This window comes from Microbulbifer maximicatervae (SeqCode), from assembly GCF_052466985.1.
This window is the reverse complement of sequence record NZ_CP174298.1, coordinates 2,494,927-2,510,696: the sequence shown is the minus strand read 5'-3', so window position 1 is coordinate 2,510,696 and position 15,770 is coordinate 2,494,927. Positions and strand designations below refer to the sequence as shown.

14 protein-coding genes and 1 other RNA gene are annotated in these 15,770 nt (G+C 54.6%); 7 read left to right on the top strand and 8 right to left on the bottom strand.

Features of this window, described 5'->3' with window-relative positions:
• Positions 1-332: 332 nt before the first annotated feature.
• Genes bioA through ACJJI3_RS11005 form a run of 3 tightly spaced genes read right to left on the bottom strand, consistent with a single transcriptional unit; the run spans position 333 to position 4,817 of the window.
• Positions 333-1,604, bottom strand: coding sequence for an adenosylmethionine--8-amino-7-oxononanoate transaminase (gene bioA / locus ACJJI3_RS11015; protein ID WP_444942457.1), 1,272 nt, complete (start codon positions 1,602-1,604; stop codon positions 333-335).
• Positions 1,605-1,644: 40 nt separating this feature from the next.
• Positions 1,645-4,095, bottom strand: a complete 2,451-nt coding sequence (locus ACJJI3_RS11010) for an ABC transporter permease (RefSeq protein ID WP_444942456.1) — start codon at positions 4,093-4,095, stop codon at positions 1,645-1,647.
• On the bottom strand, positions 4,095-4,817 hold the full coding sequence (locus ACJJI3_RS11005) for an ABC transporter ATP-binding protein (RefSeq protein WP_413664779.1): 723 nt from the start codon (positions 4,815-4,817) through the stop codon (positions 4,095-4,097). The genes ACJJI3_RS11010 and ACJJI3_RS11005 overlap by 1 nt, the downstream gene beginning before the upstream one ends.
• Before the next feature lie 45 nt (positions 4,818-4,862).
• Here ACJJI3_RS11005 and ACJJI3_RS11000 point away from each other — a divergent pair, with 45 nt between their 5' ends.
• Together ACJJI3_RS11000 and ttcA are read left to right on the top strand one after the other, a co-directional pair.
• A complete protein-coding gene (locus ACJJI3_RS11000; RefSeq protein ID WP_282931664.1) occupies positions 4,863-5,531 on the top strand; it encodes an arylesterase in 669 nt (222 codons plus the stop codon).
• Between the two features lie 120 nt (positions 5,532-5,651).
• Positions 5,652-6,569 (top strand): tRNA 2-thiocytidine(32) synthetase TtcA, encoded by a 918-nt coding sequence (gene ttcA / locus ACJJI3_RS10995; RefSeq protein WP_444894820.1) that lies wholly within the window; start codon positions 5,652-5,654, stop codon positions 6,567-6,569.
• Here ttcA and ACJJI3_RS10990 read toward each other — a convergent pair.
• Positions 6,454-7,059, bottom strand: coding sequence for a hypothetical protein (locus tag ACJJI3_RS10990; protein ID WP_444894819.1), 606 nt, complete (start codon positions 7,057-7,059; stop codon positions 6,454-6,456). The genes ttcA and ACJJI3_RS10990 overlap by 116 nt on opposite strands.
• A 210-nt stretch (positions 7,060-7,269) precedes the next feature.
• Between ACJJI3_RS10990 and putP the strand changes: the two genes are divergently transcribed.
• The 3 genes from putP (at position 7,270) to ACJJI3_RS10975 (ending at position 9,973) form a co-directional block, all read left to right on the top strand.
• Positions 7,270-8,736 carry a sodium/proline symporter PutP gene (gene putP / locus ACJJI3_RS10985; protein ID WP_282931667.1) on the top strand — a complete coding sequence of 489 codons (1,467 nt, stop codon included), beginning with the start codon at positions 7,270-7,272 and terminating at the stop codon, positions 8,734-8,736.
• A gap of 152 nt (positions 8,737-8,888) precedes the next feature.
• Positions 8,889-9,401 carry an O-acetyl-ADP-ribose deacetylase gene (locus tag ACJJI3_RS10980; protein ID WP_444942455.1) on the top strand — a complete coding sequence of 171 codons (513 nt, stop codon included), beginning with the start codon at positions 8,889-8,891 and terminating at the stop codon, positions 9,399-9,401.
• Positions 9,402-9,508: 107 nt separating this feature from the next.
• The gene (locus tag ACJJI3_RS10975; RefSeq protein WP_108732210.1) at positions 9,509-9,973 is read left to right on the top strand and encodes an Mpo1 family 2-hydroxy fatty acid dioxygenase; all 465 of its coding nucleotides are present in this window, start codon (positions 9,509-9,511) and stop codon (positions 9,971-9,973) included.
• Positions 9,974-10,023: 50 nt separating this feature from the next.
• On the opposite strand, the gene ACJJI3_RS10970 is transcribed toward ACJJI3_RS10975, so the two are convergent.
• Entirely contained in the window at positions 10,024-10,509 is a 486-nt protein-coding gene (locus tag ACJJI3_RS10970; RefSeq protein ID WP_282931670.1) for an Lrp/AsnC ligand binding domain-containing protein, read from the bottom strand.
• A gap of 195 nt (positions 10,510-10,704) precedes the next feature.
• On the opposite strand from ACJJI3_RS10970, the gene ald reads away from it, so the two are divergent.
• Complete coding sequence (gene ald / locus ACJJI3_RS10965) at positions 10,705-11,850, top strand: alanine dehydrogenase (RefSeq protein WP_444942454.1); 1,146 nt, start codon at positions 10,705-10,707, stop codon at positions 11,848-11,850.
• A gap of 284 nt (positions 11,851-12,134) precedes the next feature.
• Here ald and ACJJI3_RS10960 read toward each other — a convergent pair whose 3' ends face one another.
• The 3 genes from ACJJI3_RS10960 to ACJJI3_RS10950 all read right to left on the bottom strand — a co-directional run bounded on the left by ACJJI3_RS10960 (position 12,135) and on the right by ACJJI3_RS10950 (position 15,369).
• Positions 12,135-13,490 (bottom strand): substrate-binding domain-containing protein, encoded by a 1,356-nt coding sequence (locus ACJJI3_RS10960; protein WP_444912359.1) that lies wholly within the window; start codon positions 13,488-13,490, stop codon positions 12,135-12,137.
• Positions 13,491-13,737: 247 nt separating this feature from the next.
• Positions 13,738-14,454 (bottom strand): 16S rRNA (uracil(1498)-N(3))-methyltransferase, encoded by a 717-nt coding sequence (locus tag ACJJI3_RS10955; protein ID WP_444942453.1) that lies wholly within the window; start codon positions 14,452-14,454, stop codon positions 13,738-13,740.
• A 54-nt stretch (positions 14,455-14,508) separates the two neighbouring features.
• Positions 14,509-15,369 (bottom strand): 6-carboxytetrahydropterin synthase, encoded by an 861-nt coding sequence (locus ACJJI3_RS10950; protein ID WP_444942452.1) that lies wholly within the window; start codon positions 15,367-15,369, stop codon positions 14,509-14,511.
• 134 nt (positions 15,370-15,503) lie between these two features.
• Here ACJJI3_RS10950 and ffs point away from each other — a divergent pair.
• Positions 15,504-15,601: signal recognition particle sRNA small type (gene ffs, locus ACJJI3_RS10945), an RNA gene on the top strand.
• Positions 15,602-15,770: the final 169 nt, after the last annotated feature.

The following is a 15,770-nucleotide window of genomic DNA, read 5'->3' as shown; positions in this document are numbered from 1 at the left end:
TCAGTGATCATTCTGGCCACTTTGATCGCTATCGTAAATGAGGATAACTATCATTAACATTCATGATACAGGAATTTTTAGGTGCTCAAAACACTTCGCGTAAAAATTGCGATCAAGCTGATCGAAATTTGTAAGGAATAAGAAAATTGAATCTGGAAAGGATGCGCAGGGGAGGGGCAACGGAGGTTTTTAGCCCGGAAGTGGCGCCTCCGTGTTATGGAATTTGATCTGTTAACCCTCTCTTCGCGGTAGCAAAGAGAGGGTTATTTATAGGATGAGTCGGTTAGTTCGGGATTATTGAGACCGGCTTCACAAATTAACTGGTACGGAGGCTAGGAAATCTCTCCCAGTACATCAACCATTGCCGAAGTTAATTGGCTAAGGTCTTCTTCCGAAATCACATAGGGCGGCATGGCGTAGACCAGTTTGCCGAAGGGACGCAGCCAAACTCCGCGTTCGATTAGGGCTTCCTGCACTTTGGCCGTATTTACCGGCTCGCGCATTTCCACCACGCCAATTGCTCCTAGGGCTCGAACATCGGTGACACCCGGTGCGGATTTTAATGGGGCTAGCTGTTCGGTCAGCTGTTGCTCGATTGCGGTTACTCGCTCCTGCCAAGGGCTGTTGAGTAACAATTGGATGCTGGCGTTAGCGACGGAACAAGCCAGGGGGTTGCCCATAAAAGTGGGGCCGTGCATAAACACACCGGCTTCCCCGCTGCAAATACCTTCGGCTACTTTATCGGTACAGAGGGCGGCGGCGAGGGTCATGGTGCCGCCGGTGAGGGCTTTGCCCAGTGTGAGGATATCGGGGGTGATATCGGCGTGCTCACAGGCAAACATTTTACCGCTGCGGCCAAAGCCGGTGGCGATTTCATCGGCGATAAGCAGTACGTTGTGCTCGTCGCAGAGTTCGCGCACCCGGCGCAAATAATCGGCAGAATAAAAACGCATGCCGCCGGCGCCCTGGACAATGGGCTCTAAAATAATCGCAGCGAGTTGATCGCGGTTTTCTTCCACTTGCTGGCGCAGTTCGGCGATATCACTGTCACTACAGGTACTACCAAATGGTGTTTGCGGAGCGGGTGCAAACTGGTGCTGGTTCAGATGCTCAGCAAACAAATGATGCATTCCGGTGACTGGATCACAGGTGGCCATGGCCCCGAAAGTATCACCGTGGTAACCGTTGCGCAGGGCCAGCAGGCGGTTCTTTTCGGGCTTGCCATGGGAGTGCCAGTATTGCACGGCCATCTTGATAGCCACTTCCACAGACACTGAACCGGAGTCAGCAAGAAATACCCGGTTGAGGCCGGCTGGAGTGATTTCCACTAATTTCTTGCACAGCTCGATTGCGGGCTCGTGAGTTAAACCGCCGAACATGACATGGGACATTTTGTCCATCTGATCGCGCATGGCCTGGTTTAGCTCGGGCACATTGTAGCCGTGCAGGGCGCTCCACCAGGAGGACATACCGTCGATCAGGCCGCGCCCGTCTTCCAGGTAAATACGTACCCCTTCGGCCCGCGTCACCGGGTATACCGGAGGCGGGTCGATCAGGGAGGAGTAGGGGTGCCAAATATGTTTGCGATCGAAATCCAGGTCCATAAAAACTAAATCTTTATTCTCAAGAGCCGATAATCATCAGTTAGGCCAGTTCGCGCAGTACTCTGAGCGGGGGCTGGCTGATCGAGCTGTAACAGGCCAGGGTACCGGCGGTGCCCACCAGTACTGCACCGGTGAGTGGTCCGGTTAGCCAAAGGACTGGGTGCAATATCACCGGCAGTTCAAAGACCCAATAAGACAGCACGGCCAAGGTGGCTTCCGCACCGATAGCCGCGAGCAAACCGGCGGCAAAACCCAGTAGGCCAAATTCCAGTATCAGGCTTCTCAGCAACAAGCGCCTGCGGCCTCCCAGTGTGCGGATAATTGCCGCTTCCTGCAATCGCTCGGCGATACTGGCGCGGACACCGGCGATTAAAACCAGGACCCCGGCAACCAGCATCAGGGCCATTACCGATTCGATGGCAAAGGACACCTGGTTAATGGTGTCGCGGATACGCTGGATGATCTTATCCAGCTCTATCACGCTGACGCTGGGGAAGGCGCGAACCAGGTCGTTGACCAGTAGCTTGTCCTCCGGTGGGAGGTAAAAACTGGTGATATAGGTAGCCGGGAAATCATCGATAGTGCCCGGTGCAAATATCATATAGAAGTTGGGGCGCATGCTGTTCCAGTCCAGCGAGCGGAAGCTGGCTACCGGGGCTTCTACTTCGAGGCCGCCGATAGAGAAACGCAATTGATCTCCCAGTGACAGTTCCAGCTGGGCTGCCAGCTCCACTTCTACGGAAACACCTTCGCTGGCCTTGTCCCACCACTCGCCTTCCAGGATACGGTTGTCCGGTGCCAGGGTATCGGTGTAGCTCAGGTTTAACTCCCGGCGAACGCCACCGGGACGATCTTTCTTCTCTTTAATCGAAACACCGTTAATCGCTACCAAGCGGCCGCGCACCATGGGGTAAAACTCGGTGCTGCTTACCTCGCCCTCTGCCAGCATGTTTTCCATGGTTGGAACATCGTGGGGGGCGATATTCAGGAGAAAGTGGTTGGGGGCTTTTTCCGGTAATTGCATCCGCCATTCGTCCACCAGGGCGGTGCGGGCAAAGACCATGGCCAGCATGGCCAATAATCCGGTGCCAAAAGCGGCAATCAATAAAGTGTTGAACGCGGCTCGGCGTTGCAGGCTACCCAGGGCAATGCGCCAGGCGCCCCCCAGGGAAGCCAATTTGCCGCGCACCAGGAGTCGGTTAACCAGGGCGCTGCCCGCTACCAACAGGAGCATGCCGACAAACAGGGCGAGTGTCATAAGCAGGCTGCCGGAAAGCCACCAGATCAGGAGCAGCATGGCGCTGGGGCCGAGAATCAGCCCGAGCCATTCGCGTCTGTCCGGATTACTCCAGTCATGTCGCAAGGTTTGCATCGGGTCTGTACGCGCCAAACGGAACAGCGGTGGCAGGGCAAAGCCCAGGGCGCAGGCGAGGCCGGTAGCGAGTCCAATCAGCAGTGGGCTCCAGCTGGTGGCCGGGGGTTGAACCGGGAAGAACCCTTCCATCAGGTTGACCGCCTGGCTCTGGATAAAGGTGCCCAGTGCCAGCCCGATAGCAGTGGCAATCAGGGTGAGGGCGGCCAGCTGCTCCAGGTAGATACCGAGGATTTTATTGCGCCCGGCGCCGAGACTTTTCATTACGGCTACGTAGGCGCCATGGCGCAGTCCGTAGCGCCTTGCTGCCAGGCCGACGGCGACACTGGCGAGCAGTACAGCCAGGCTGGCGGCGAGAAACAGGAAGGACTCGGCTCTATCCAGGGCTGAGGCAACACGGGGCTGGCCTTCGCGCAGGTCCAGTATCCGCTGATGTTCAGTCAGTTGAGGTTTGAGCCAGTCAAAGTAATCCTTCAGGACTTGGTCATCACCGGCAAACAGGTAGCGGTAGCGCACTCGGCTGCCGGGCTGGATCACACCTGCGGCGGGCAGGTCGGCGGTATTGGCTAATACTCGCGCGCCCATATCAAACAGGCTGGTGCCCCGGTCGGGTTCCCGCTCCAGTATGGCTGTCACTTTTAATTGGGTGTCGCCGAGGGCGATAGGATCGCCGAGCTGGATTCCCATCAAAGGTAGAAGGCGGGACTCCACCCAGGCTTCTCCAGGGGGAGGTCCTTGTGGTGCCACTTCACTAGGGCCGCCCTGGGCCTTGCTGATTTCCAGTTGCCCCACCAATGGATAGCCTTTGTCGACGGCTTTGACCGAGACAAATTGGAACTGGTCGTTGGCGGAGATCATGGAGGAAAACTGGACTATCTGGCCCTGTTCCAATCCCTTTTTGTCGGCCTCTTCCAGCCATGCGCTATCCACGGGTTTGCTGCTGCGCAGCACCCGCTCTGCGGCCAGGAAAGTGAGGGATTGCTGCTCCATGGCGCGGGTAAGGCGGTCGGTAAAATGGGCGATCGCAGTGACACAGGTAACAGCTAAAACCAGGGCTGAGGCAATTAGCGCTAACTCGCCACCGCGCCAGTCCCTGAACAGCAGTCTGAGTGGCAGCATCAGGCGGACACCTCCGACAGGTTGTCCCCGTCGATAAGGGGAGCGTAGGAATCTACGGCACCGGCCGACATATGCAGGTGGGAGGCACAGCGCTCTGCCAGTCGCTGTTCGTGAGTCACCAGCACCAGGGTGGTGTCAGACTCTTCGTTGAGTTTAAACAGCAGGTCGATAATTTTGGCGCCGTTGCCGGCGTCGAGGCTGCCGGTGGGTTCGTCGGCAAAGAGGATGGCATCTTTGCTGCTAAAGCTGGCAAAGGCCCGGGCAATGGCCACCCGCTGTTGCTCACCGCCGGATAACTGGCGCGGGTAGTGGCGCAGTCGCTGTTCCAGGCCCACCCGGGCGAGAAACTCTTCCGCCCGCTTGGCGGCGCCCCGCTCACCGCGCAATTCGCTCGGCAGCATCACATTTTCCAGGGCGGTAAGGCCGGGTAGCAGCTGGAAAGTCTGGAATACAAAGCCCACGCAGCGGGCGCGCACTGCTGCGCGCTGCTCTTCGTCCATGGCGGTGATCTCGTCCCCCGCCAGCCAGATCTTGCCCTCGGTAGGTTTGTCCAATCCTGCCAGCAGGCCGAGCAGGGTGGACTTGCCGGAACCTGAGGCCCCTGTCACAGCGAGGCTCTCGCCACGGGCGACTTTCAGGGAGATATTGTTTAATAGGGTCAGTGGCCCTTCGCTGGTGGAGACCCTGTGATAGAGGTTTTCTGCCGTGAGAATGGCGGACATACTGTATTCCCTTTGCGGATACGCGAGATTTTTGGAGAGTATGACATGACAACAGCCTTTTTTCGGCAGTTACTGACTCGGTTCGGCTTGGTGCTGATGCTGTCGGTCCCCAATCTGGCACTGAGTGCCAACAAGCCCGGCACTCTGCTCGTATTAGGGGATAGCATAAGTGCAGCCTACGGTATCGATGAGGAGTTGGGCTGGGTCAACCTGTTGCAAGAGCGCTTGCAGGAGAAGGGGCGCCCGGTGAAGGTGGTCAATGCCAGCATCAGTGGGGAGACCTCCGCAGGCGGCCTGACCCGGCTGCCGCGCCTGATGGAAGAGCACAATCCCCAGTGGCTGATTGTCGAGTTGGGCGGTAACGACGGTCTGCGCGGCTACCCACCCCAAAGTTTGCAGCGCAATTTGCAGCAGATGGTCAAGCTGGCTAAAGATTCCGGGGCCGAAGTCCTGCTGTTGGGGATGCGTATCCCGCCCAACTACGGCCGCGCTTATACCGAGGCTTTTGCCGCTGTATTCCCCAAAGTGGCCAAGGCCGAAGAGGTCGCCCTGGTGCCTTTCTTATTGGAAACCGTGGCCCTGGAGCAGGGCGCTATGCAATCCGACGGTATCCACCCCACCGCCAAGGCGCAGCCGGCCCTGCTGGATCATGTCTGGCCCTGCGTGAAGTCTCTGTTGGGGGAGAAGGCGGCTGGTGAGTCGTGTACTCCGTGATCGAAATGCGTACAATCGCGCCCCCAGGAACAGGAAAGCCTGGCTCTGGTCCCAAAGTTTAAGGTTTTGTGCCGGTACTCTGGGCCCGGTCACTGGTCGCGAATGAGTTAGAGAGACACCATGCCCGAATTGGAAAACCGCCGCGAGCGGCTCGAGTTTAATAAGCTGCAAAAGCGCCTGCGCCGCCATGTGGGCCGCGCCATCGCCGACTTCAACATGATTGAAGAGGGCGACAAGATTATGGTCTGTTTGTCCGGCGGTAAGGATTCCTACGCCATGCTGGACGTGCTGCTGAATTTGCAGAGGACAGCGCCGGTTAACTTTGAACTGGTGGCGGTCAATATGGACCAGAAACAGCCGGGTTTCCCCGAGCATATCCTGCCGGAATACCTGCAGTCCCTGGGTGTTCCTCACCATATTGTCGAGAAAGATACCTACTCGGTCGTGAAGGAAGTGGTGCCCGAGGGCAAGACCACCTGCGGGCTCTGCTCCCGTCTGCGCCGTGGCACCCTGTATGGCTTTGCTGAAGAAATTGGCGCCACTAAGGTGGCACTGGGCCATCACAAAGACGATATCGTCGAGACCCTTTTCCTGAATATGTTTTACGGTGGTCGCCTCAAGGCGATGCCGCCCAAACTGCGCGCCGACGATGGCCGCAATATCGTGATTCGTCCGCTCGCCTATTGCCGCGAAGAGGACATCGCCCAGTACGCCGAGTACAAGCAGTTCCCGATTATTCCGTGCAACCTGTGCGGCAGCCAGGAGAACCTTCAGCGCCAGGCGATCAAGCAGATGGTGCGGGAGTGGGATAAGAAATTCCCAGGCCGCAGCGAGAATATTTTCGCCGCGATTACCCGGGTGTCCCCGTCACAATTGGCGGACAGGGACCTCTACGATTTTGAGAGTCTGGAACTGGATCGCTCTAAGCCGTCGGCTGTCGAGCGTCCTGACCATTCAATCCAGCGCCAGGTGAATTCTTGGGAGCCTGAGGATGCTCAGGAAGTGGAGCCCCAGTATATCGAGGCGCTGAATCTGTAGGATCTGCACCGCTGACCAGTTGCGCGTAACTGCATTCAAAGTCCCGGGGACTGGCACTGGGCCCGTGGTGAAAGTGCTGATGCCAGAGGCGCGCCATATTGGCCACGTCTGAGGTTTCCTCGTCCTGGATCTTGTGGACTTCGGCCGACCTGTAAATCAGCCAGGCGATAGCTGTGGCATAGCGCAGGTTGGTGGTCAATTCGCTGTGGGGGTGATCGAGAAAATCCCGCTGGCTCGCTAGCCCTCGCACTTTTGAGGCGAGGCTTGGGTGATCGATCAGGTATTGATCCCAGATTTCCCGATGAGTGTGGGGCTGGATTTGGTAAATACCCAGCCCGTGGCGCCGTCCCTGTTTGAGGTGGAAGCCCAATTGCGACTCCTGGGCAGCGGTTCCCAGAAGGAGATTCTCCATGCCCTGGCTCCAGGCTCTCAAGTGCTTGAGGGTTGGACGGATAACCTGGAGTCGGAGCTCGTCCAGACAAATGCCCATAGTGTTGTCTTTTTTTCTGTAGTTGTATCCAACATATATGTAGTTTGCTGATTGAGTCGGCGCCACCTTATGGGTAGATTTACGCGCAATAAACATAACAATTTTTAGGTGGTGCTCTTTCCATAGCTCAATGCGCTGAAAAATTGAGCAGGAAAACGCAGACTATTCCCGCGCCAAGTACCACCCCACTTTGATCAGAAGGAATCCCTTATGGCCGCCGAGTGGCTGATCGCCCTTACTTTTGTCGCCTATTTGGCGTTGATTGTTGTTATCGGTATTTACGCCTACATGCGTACGAAAAATGCCAGCGACTATTTCCTCGGCGGACGCTCCCTGCCGCCGGCTGTGGCGGCCCTGTCTGCCGGAGCCTCGGATATGAGTGGCTGGCTGCTTCTGGGTTTGCCTGGCGCGGCCTATGCAGCGGGGCTCTCTGCCGGTTGGATCGCAATTGGCCTTTTCTCCGGCATCGTTCTGAGCTGGGTGACAATGGGCCGGCGCCTGCGCATCTACACCTATGAGCTGGACGACTCCCTGACGGTGCCAGCCTATCTGGATCGTCGGTTTAAGATGGGGCACCCCTATCTGCGCACCGTCTGCGCGATATTCATCCTTCTATTTTTCCTTTTCTATGTGGCTTCGGGTCTGATTGCCGGCGGCAAATTGTTTGAAACGGTGTTTGGCTGGGATTATCGCTGGGCGGTGATTATCGGTGCGGTTGCCGTTATTTCTTACACGCTGTTTGGCGGGTTTTTGGCGGTGTCCTGGACCGATGTGTTCCAGGGACTGCTGATGAGTGCGGCGCTGATTGCGGTGCCTCTCGTTGTTATTTCTGACCAGGGTGGTTTTTCTGCCAGCTGGACTCGCCTGCAAACGGAGATGCCACAGCTGACCCATTGGATGACCGATAACACCGGGCAAACCTTAAGCCTGGTGGCGATACTCAGTTCCCTTGCGTGGGGACTGGGCTACTTCGGCCAGCCGCATATCTTGGCGCGATTTATGGCGGTGCGCAGCCCTAACGATATTCCGGTTGCGGCGACAGTGGCGGCGGTTTGGTCCCTGGCCGGTTTCTTGGGTGCAATGGCGGTAGGCCTGTTTGCCCACCTGGAAATCCAGCAGAGTCTGCCAGATGGCGAAACTGTGTTTATGGAAATGGTGCAGGTGCTGTTCCATCCGCTAGTTGCCGGTGTTCTTTTGGCGGCGATTTTGTCTGCCATTATGAGTACGGCAGATTCCCAGCTGTTGGTGTCCTCGGCTGCACTGGCGGAGGATATTTACCACGTTTGGTTTGGGCGTGAGACCACTCCGGAAGCCATGGTGAAAGTGGGGCGATGGGCGGTGGTTGCTTTATCACTGGTCGCTGTGTGGATTGCGATGGACCCGGATTCCAAGGTTCTGGATGTGGTGAGTTACGCCTGGGCTGGCCTGGGTGCCGCCTTTGGCCCGGCGTTGTTGATCAGTCTCTACTGGTCCCGTATGACCGGTAGTGGCGCTATTGCCGGTGTTATCGTTGGCGGCCTCACCGTTGTGGTGTGGGAGCAACTCTCCGGTGGCATTTTTGATGTTTATGAGCTGTTGCCGGGTTTTGTTTTCTCTTCAGCTGCTATCGTGTTAGTGAGCGCGCTGACGAAGTGCCCGGAAGCCGTTGCCTCACAGCACCGCAAGTTGCTTGGTTGAGGGGGCAGGGCAGGACTTGAGCCCGAGCGACTCGATCGGGCCGAGACAGACCAGCCGCGCTAGGGACGCATCTCTGGCAAAGGTGCGACTGTTGTGAAGTGAAATGGATTTCCATCCGCAGCAATTATTCAAATAGCGGTTGGAGATGCTGAGTGATCAAAGTTCATCTCGGTGATATCACTCGATTGCACGTCGATGTAATCGTCAATGCTGCCAACAGCCGTCTCTTGGGAGGCGGTGGTGTCGATGGGGCCATACACCGCGCAGCGGGGCCCAATCTACTGGAGGCCTGCCGCAGTCTGGGCGGCTGTCCTGTTGGTGAAGTACGCGCCACTGGCGCTTATTCTATTCCCGTAAAACGTATCTACCACACGGTTGGGCCAGTTTGGCGTGGCGGCAGTTTGGGTGAGCCCGAGTTGCTCTCCAGCTGTTATCGGCACTGCCTGGCATTGGCTCGGCGCGAAAATATGCGCTCGATTGCTTTTCCGGCGATCAGTTGTGGCGTTTACGACTACCCCCCGGCGCTGGCTGTAGAGGTGGCTGTAGAGCAGGTGCAGCAATTCCAGGAGAAGGAGGGGGCGCCGCAGCAGGTTGTATTCTGTTGTTTCGATAAATCGATGGCGGATCTCTATCTATCCCAGTTGGATGCCTACGTTAGGCGCTAAAAGCCACGTTTTGTAGGCCTCGTGGTATTTTCGGCCATTGATTGATATCCATGGGTTGGGGATTATTATTACTCTGACAATAACAATATAAGAATGAGGAGATTGTCATGCGCAGTGCCCAGCAGTGGTTTTCCGAGTATGGTGAGAGTCATCAGAATCCGATCAACAAATCCATTCATTGGATTGCTGTTCCCGTAATTTATGCAACTGTGGCCGGACTTTTGTGGGCAGTTCCGCAGCCGGAATTTATGGCGACAATTCCCTGGCTGAACTGGGCTGTCGTGGTGACAATCCCGATTCTTCTGTTTTATTTCGCGATGTCGTTTCCCATTGCCCTGGGAATGACGGGATTAACTGTTCTGTGTTTGTGGGCTTGGTCGGTATTAGAGCGGCTGGGGGTGCCTATCTGGCAGACGGCACTGGCCCTATTCGTGATCATGTGGGTGTTCCAATTTATTGGTCACCATATCGAAGGCAAGAAACCCTCTTTCTTTAAGGACTTACAATTCCTGTTGATCGGCCCAGCCTGGGTGATTGGTTTTATTTACCGGAAACTGGGCATTCAATACTGATTGCCGGTTTATGCAGATGAGTGGCTGTGGCCACTCATCGATCTATCCTGCTATCGGTTGTAGTGAACCGGTACTTCCAGTGTCTCTTTAACTTCTTCCATCACCACATAGCTGGTGCACTCCTGCACCTCCGGCAGTGTCAAAAGCGTTTCACCGTAGAACTTACGGTAGGCACTCATATCCGCCACCCGGGCTTTGATTAAGTAATCGAAATTCCCCGATACCAGGTAACACTCCTGCACTTCCGGCAGGGCGGCCACGGCATTGCGAAATTCCTCAAAGGCGTCCTGTGCGGATCGATTCAGTCTGATCTGCACAAAAACCACCAGGGCAGCATCAAGGTACTCCGGGTTGATCAGGGCGGTGTAGCCCTGAATAACATTGTCACTTTCCAGGCGTTTGACTCGCTCGACGCAGGGGGTCGCGGTCAGACCTACCTGTCGGGCCAGCTCTGCATAGCTGGTTCGTCCATTCTTTTGTAGAACACGCAATATGTTCCGGTCGATAGTGCTTAGCTCTCCCGCACGTTTGCGCATAACTGCTGACTCCGAATTGGTCGACATGGTCAAAAAGTAGACTTGGCGATAGGTTGTATAGTGGATTCCACTAGTTTTATCAAAAATCTACTAAATATCCACTTCTTATCTGTTCTTATACTGGGGAAAACATAGAAATTAGGTACTCCTATTTGATTAAGGCAGTACCGAGCGCACAGAGCGAGGAGAAGGAAAATGTTGATTGGCGTCCCTAAAGAGATTAAGAACCACGAGTATCGTATTGGCCTGACGCCGTCGAGTGTTCGCGAACTGGTTGGCCACGGCCACGAAGTGATCGTACAGAAGGATGGTGGTGCCGCTATTGGTTTCCCCGACGAGATGTACGTTCAAGCCGGCGCCAAGATTATCGATACTCCGGAAGAGATTTTAGCCACTGCCGATATGATCGTCAAGGTAAAAGAGCCCCAGCCCCACGAGTGCGAAATGCTGCGCCCTGGGCAGGTTCTGTACACCTATCTGCACCTGGCTCCAGACCCCAAACAAACTGAGCTGCTGGTGAAGTCCGGCGCTACCTGCATCGCTTATGAAACTGTAACCGACCGCTTCGGCGGCCTGCCTCTGCTGGCGCCTATGTCTGAAGTTGCCGGTCGTATGTCTGTACAGTGCGGTGCCCACCACCTGGAAAAAGCCCAGGGTGGTCTCGGCGTACTGCTCGGCGGTGTTCCCGGTGTAGCTCCCGCTAAAGTCCTGATTATCGGTGGTGGTGTTGTTGGTACTAACGCAGCGAAGATGGCCCTGGGTATGGGTGCTGACGTTACTATCCTCGACCGTTCCCTGCCGCGTCTGCGTCAGCTGGACGATATTTTCGGTGGTGCGGTTCGCACTGAGTACTCCACTAACGATGCTATTGAAAAGCACGCACTGGAAGCTGACCTGGTTGTTGGTGCGGTTCTGATTCCTGGCGCGGCAGCCCCCAAACTGCTGACCCGCGACATTATCAGCCGTATGAAGAAAGGCGCAGTTGTAGCTGACGTTGCTATTGACCAGGGCGGTTGTTTCGAGACTTCCAAGGCGACTACCCACCAAGAGCCTACTTACGTAGTTGATGGTGTGGTTCACTACTGTGTTGCCAACATGCCCGGTGGTGTAGCTCGCACCTCTACTATGGCCCTGAACAATGCCACCCTGCCTTTCGCGGTAGCCCTGGCAAACAAAGGCGCCAAGCAGGCACTGTTGGACGATTCCAACCTGCTGGAAGGCCTGAATGTTCACGCTGGCATGGTGACCTACCAAGCCGTAGCCGACGTATTGGGTTACGAGTTTGTAGATCCCAAATTGGCTCTGCAAAAACAAGCAGTAGCGGAAGACGCTGTAGCTTAATTGCCCCCGGTGGCCGCCTGCGGGCGGCCGCATTGTAAATAAGCGGTAACGCGCTTGTTGTTGGGAAGTTTCCCCCGGAGCGCTCTTTGCGTTCCTCTCTGTGAGACCTGGTGGCATAGCCACTAATTGATAGCCGCGTATTTACGCGGCTTTTTTATGCGCGTTATTTATGTTTTGGAGAAAGTTGGACTTGTTGTTTAGGGAAAAACTGGGGAAGGGGAGGAGGAAAAGAAAAAGGATGCTGAGGGACTTCCTTGTCGCCTCACGGGGGAGAAGGGCTAGGATTAAATAACCCAGATTTCTACCCGGCGATTTTTTATCTTTGAGCTTGAGCTGTTGGAGGCTACCGGCAGATAGGCACCAAAGCCCTGAACCGGTGCTGTATTAATCTGGTGATCCCTGAGTGCGGAGCGAACGGTAACTGCGCGTAGTTTTGATAAAACGATTGAGCGTCCCTCGCTCACTTTCTCATCGCCAAATCCGATCAATAGCAGTCGCTTGTGGCTGTTCTCAGGCTTTTGCATAAAGCGGACAAGTCGCTGTATATCCTGTTTTGCCTTGTTATCTAAAGAGGCGCTGCCTTCAGAGAAACGGAAGTTAATACTCAGGCGTTCTGCATTTTCCGTTAATTTCAGGTATTCGCTGGGCCCCTCCCGGTTGGCTTCAGGTTTTACACCCATTGGCGTCTGCGCGACAAATCCAGTGGCCTTTACCAGCTCCTGCCCCTGCTCGCTCTGTACAAAGTGCAGGAACTCTTCGGCGACGGGTTTTAAATTGTAAGCTGCGGTATAGAGAAATAGACGGCGGGAGAGGGGGTAGTCCTCGGTTGCAATTGTCAGATGCTCTGGAGCTTGCGGTTGGGTGTTCTGGTCAGATACCGATACGGCCTTGGCTCGTCGAATAGACGCCAAGCCGACAAATCCAATACTGTTGGGATTCGCCGAAACACGGTCTGACAATTGATCATTCGATTCGAAGCGTTTTGCATTAGTAATAAGGGAGTACTTTTTCCCGAGCACCAAGCTTTTAAACGTATCCCAGGTGCCGGACTGATTATCTCTCGCCAGAACTTTGATACGACCTTTCCGCCCGCCCACTTCAGACCAGTCGGTAATTTTCCCGGAAAATATTGCTGCTATTTGTTGCAGGGTTAATTGAGTAATGGGGTTTTGAGGGTGAACAATAATGGCGAGTCCATCGATGGCAATGACATGTTCTGCACCTTGACCGCGCATATCTCCAAAGCGACTCAGCGCTGCATGCTCAGCATCTTTTATTGGTCGCGAAGCCATGGCGATATTTGCCTGGGACCGTTCAAGGCCTTTAAATCCAGTGCTTGAACCGTGTGCCGCAATATCGACATAAATTTTATTGCTGCCCAGATCCCCCTGTACTCGAACCTCATTTTCTTTCTCTAGAGGAATAACCTCCAGATTACTGCCACCTCGGGATTCCAGGTAATTACTCACCAGGTTGGGTGCCAGCTTTGCACCGACAGTATTGGAGCCGTGTAGAGTAAAAAGCAGGCCCGTTGTATCGGGAGGGAAACGGGTTTGGGCTGTAGAAGTTGCAGCAGCCAGTGCCCCCCCAATAAGAAGTAAGGTAAGGGTTTGCTTTAGCCGGCTTAAGAATACGCTCATAGTAATTCGACCGTAAGGTGGTAAAACGAGGGCGCAAAATATGACTTAATTGTGACAAATTGATGAAATATTGATTGCTGAATTGTGCAAATGTCTCATCGCAAGAGATAGGTAACTTTACTGGGGGTTATTTGAACAATTGAAGTATGGGTAGTTAAGCTTTCGTAAAAGCTTAAAAAGCAATACGTCGGGTAAGTACTCAGGGGCTCCTGTGGATATGCAGCAGAGCCTCGTAAAGTCCGATAATTTAAAACGCGGGAAATAACCGGCTAATTAGCACTGGCAGTGCAGTTTCTACCCGTAAAATACGTGGCCCCAGGTGAACGGATTGAAAACCTGCTTCCTGGAGTTTCTCGACTTCATAACTGATAAAGCCGCCTTCAGGGCCAATGGCTAAAGTGGTCGGTTGCTTTATGTCCACAGGGCAAGCCGTTCCCCCTACTGGATGAGCCACCAGTTTACGGGAGTCACTGGAAAGGGAAGGGAGTTCGTCTTCGACAAACGGTTTAAAGCGTTTGCGCAACAGAATTTCCGGCATTTGCGTATCGACAGCCTGCTCGAGTCCGAGCAGGCATTGCTCAAAGAGTTTGTCTTCCTGCAACCAAGGGGTTTGCCAGTAAGACTTTTCGACCCGGTAACTATTGATCAGAACCAGTTTTTTGACCCCGAGCGCAGTCAGGTGCTGGATAACCCGCTTGAGCATTTTGGGGCGAGGCAGGGCCAAAATAAGTGTGAGAGGTAATGGCTGGGGCGGATCGGTTGCGAATGCCACTTCAAGCTCAACGCACTTCTCGTCGAGCGTAACAATCTCGCCACTACCTATTTGCCCGTCGAGCAGCCCGACACGAAGTTGTTGTCCCGGTGCTGCTCTGTGAACCTTAGTGATGTGCTCCAATTGGCGTCCACTAAGGCGGACGCGATTGGGACTAATAAAGTCGTACTTTTGTAAAACAATCAGGTTCAAAGTCGGGCGCCTTGGTACTTCAATTTATAATGGTGTCGATGCTATGGGGCTGGATTAGCTGGTTTGAGCTGAAGCAATCGCGCCTTTGCCAATACCTTCGTAGGCTCTTACGGTAATCGCTTTCCCCGGTTCTCTTGCCGCCAGGGTGTTGGCGATATATTGGGCCAACTGCTCCACCGTGGTATCACAGTCAAGAATTTCACAAACTTTGGCAGGGATGGACAGGGTGAAGTTTCCCTGTTGCGCACTGTAAGCAAAGTTATGGATTTCCTCACCGCGATCATCGGCAGTTGTTGAAACCAGATCCTCGCGAGTGCCCAGGTAGATATCTTCCCAGCACCCAGCCCAGTACTTTTCCAGCTCTGTATCGCGTTGGCCACCCGTCATGACCTGAATGCGTGAACGGTGTCCATGGGCGATACGTTGGCAGTTACCAAGGTGTTTTTTCAGGCCATGGCTGTAGTGGTAGAAGGCATCTTCAATCACTTCACAGTGGAAGCTGAGCTTGAGCTTCTCCACGCTGTCGGGGAAGTGGCTGGCCAGCTGCTGGACACACCAGACGGCGACGCTCTCAGGGGTAATTACCTCGGCGTCCACTAAGGCAAAAGCTTGTTCCGGACCTGACACTTTAATAGATGCCCCGTTTTCCAATAGCCAGGTCAGGTTAACCTGGTCTCCACTGTGCTCCAGGGTCAGTTGGGGTGAGCGGGTAGGTACCAGGAGGCGGTGGTCGACTTGATCATCCAGCCAGTGCCTTAGGGTCTTTTTCACTATGCCAAAGTCGCAAACCATCCCCTGTTCATCCAAGGCGCCATCGAGGGCTGCGTTTGCCAGCCAGGTCTCGCCTACGATGCCTCGTTTTGAGTCGAGGTAGCTGAAGTCAACGTTGGTTAAATTATCGACAAACAAGTGCATGAGTAACTCTTTGCAGGGGGTGAGATAGTAGTCGTTTATTATAACCTGTTAATAGGGCTGGATCTTATTCGTTTATGCCTCTATAATCGCGCCCTCTTCGGATGCACTGACACCGAAGATCGTTGTGGCGGCCCTCCCGGTCCCCTCGCAATGAGCAGCTGTGAACTCCGCCAGGCCCGGAAGGGAGCAACGGTAGCAGTGGTATCATGTGCCGAGGGTGTTGCTGGTTGGGCTGCCTCCAATCTCTCCCTTCTTTGTTTCAAAAATCATCCCCTGAAATTCCCCGTTGAGAGTGTTTTGCTCGACCGTATCCTGGGTTTTTGCTCTTTTCCTCACCAAATTTTTTCTCGCAAAGACGATATAAAAGGGGATTTTGTGTCGATCTGGCTCGATCTTCGGCC

What these genes read in the sequence shown, in the direction of transcription:
- bioA (WP_444942457.1), bottom strand. Translation starts at nt 1,604, where the DNA reads ATGGACCTGGATTTCGATCGCAAACATATTTGGCACCCCTACTCCTCC.
- ACJJI3_RS11010 (WP_444942456.1), bottom strand. Translation starts at nt 4,095, where the DNA reads ATGCTGCCACTCAGACTGCTGTTCAGGGACTGGCGCGGTGGCGAGTTA.
- ACJJI3_RS11005 (WP_413664779.1), bottom strand. Translation starts at nt 4,817, where the DNA reads ATGTCCGCCATTCTCACGGCAGAAAACCTCTATCACAGGGTCTCCACC.
- ACJJI3_RS11000 (WP_282931664.1), top strand. Translation starts at nt 4,863, where the DNA reads ATGACAACAGCCTTTTTTCGGCAGTTACTGACTCGGTTCGGCTTGGTG.
- ttcA (WP_444894820.1), top strand. Translation starts at nt 5,652, where the DNA reads ATGCCCGAATTGGAAAACCGCCGCGAGCGGCTCGAGTTTAATAAGCTG.
- ACJJI3_RS10990 (WP_444894819.1), bottom strand. Translation starts at nt 7,059, where the DNA reads ATGGGCATTTGTCTGGACGAGCTCCGACTCCAGGTTATCCGTCCAACC.
- putP (WP_282931667.1), top strand. Translation starts at nt 7,270, where the DNA reads ATGGCCGCCGAGTGGCTGATCGCCCTTACTTTTGTCGCCTATTTGGCG.
- ACJJI3_RS10975 (WP_108732210.1), top strand. Translation starts at nt 9,509, where the DNA reads ATGCGCAGTGCCCAGCAGTGGTTTTCCGAGTATGGTGAGAGTCATCAG.
- ACJJI3_RS10970 (WP_282931670.1), bottom strand. Translation starts at nt 10,509, where the DNA reads ATGCGCAAACGTGCGGGAGAGCTAAGCACTATCGACCGGAACATATTG.
- ald (WP_444942454.1), top strand. Translation starts at nt 10,705, where the DNA reads ATGTTGATTGGCGTCCCTAAAGAGATTAAGAACCACGAGTATCGTATT.
- ACJJI3_RS10960 (WP_444912359.1), bottom strand. Translation starts at nt 13,490, where the DNA reads ATGAGCGTATTCTTAAGCCGGCTAAAGCAAACCCTTACCTTACTTCTT.
- ACJJI3_RS10950 (WP_444942452.1), bottom strand. Translation starts at nt 15,369, where the DNA reads ATGCACTTGTTTGTCGATAATTTAACCAACGTTGACTTCAGCTACCTC.